The 1,148-nt window shown below is 65.1% G+C and carries 2 protein-coding genes; both read right to left on the bottom strand.

All coding sequences use genetic code 11. From position 1 onward, the window contains the following. Window positions 1-534: hypothetical protein (locus tag ACLQ24_RS29755; RefSeq protein ID WP_425895057.1), on the bottom strand; the 534-nt coding region annotated here is incomplete at its 3' end. Continuing rightward, on the bottom strand, window positions 491-1,018 hold the full coding sequence (locus tag ACLQ24_RS29750; protein WP_425895056.1) for a hypothetical protein: 528 nt from the start codon (window positions 1,016-1,018) through the stop codon (window positions 491-493). The genes ACLQ24_RS29755 and ACLQ24_RS29750, both read right to left, overlap by 44 nt. Between the last annotated feature and the right edge of the window lie 130 nt (window positions 1,019-1,148).

Genomic DNA, 1,148 nt, shown 5'->3' with positions numbered 1-1,148 from the left:
ATAGCGCTCGGGTAACACTCCGGACACCCGTGATGTTCCTACCCCACCAACCATGATCCACAAGACAGGCCCTAGCAGCGGCCAGCGCTGATACGCGTGACCGGCCTCGTCCAGACCCAACACCCGAGCGGCCACGCCGAAAGCGCGTAGCTCGTTCCGCGCCGCCACACGCTTTGCGTCGACCGCGTCGTTCGCCGTCGCGTCGACTGCGGGCTTCTTCTTCTTTCTCCTGCCTGGCGCCGCCGCGGGCGCCCCAACGTGGCCGAAGGCATAAGCGAGGTGGTAGGCGTACAGCGCCTCGCCCAGTGGATTGAACTCTGGTGTCGACGCCGGATCGGGCACCCTCACCACGGCCGCCGCCCTAGCGCCGCGTTTGTCGGTGCGCTCTGCCAGCAGACGCTTCGAGGTCAGCAGCGTCTCGTCGCCATTGGCGATATTCAGCGGCGCCGCAGCGTTGGTGGACTGGCCGCCGTTACCACGCCACTGGTAATCAGCCCCGGCGACACACGCTACGCGTGTAGACCAGCAGGTCAACCGTCCACTGCGAATTGACCACGAACGCGTACGACACACCCTGGTTGCCACCCGCGAGATGCGCGTGGCGAGCGGAGTTGAGCGCCAGGTTATCGAGGCCCTCCTCCGTGCCGGCACCAGTGTGAGCGATCTTGCCAAGGTCGGTGAAGTCCCTGGCATCGAAATCCTCCGCTGTGACAAGACTGCCGAAACGAATCTCGCCACTGAACTCCCACGTTGACCACTTGACCGGCTCCAAACGGGCACGCCGTTCGGCGGCCTGCGCGACCCGCTGCGCCTCGGCGGCAGCACGCTCGGCGCGGGTCAAATCCCACACCGAGCGGGCGCGAATCAACAATCCCTCATCAACGGGGATGTCGGACGCGACCGCCCACGCATCCACCGCACGCTCGAACGACGGCGCCGCACGCCCATCACCATCAAGATACGAACCGAACGCGTATTCCGCAGCCCTGGCAGGGTCAACCGCCGCCAACTCGGCCATGTCACGACGACTACTGAACAAATACAGCAGATCCGGCGAACCCCGCAACACCCGCGCTAGACGATCTATTCCAAGGGGGTCAGTGGTCGTATGCGGTCAGGGACCGTAGGACTGGCTGGTTGGTGTGCCA

The organism is Micromonospora sp. DT4, from assembly GCF_049841675.1.
Taxonomy (GTDB): Bacteria; Actinomycetota; Actinomycetes; order Mycobacteriales; family Micromonosporaceae; genus Micromonospora.
Note: the sequence above shows the minus strand (reverse complement) of the source record. Positions and strands in the feature narration are given on the sequence as shown.

Coding starts and splice junctions, on each gene's coding strand:
- ACLQ24_RS29750 (WP_425895056.1), bottom strand. CDS start 1,018: ATGGCCGAGTTGGCGGCGGTTGACCCTGCCAGGGCTGCGGAATACGCG.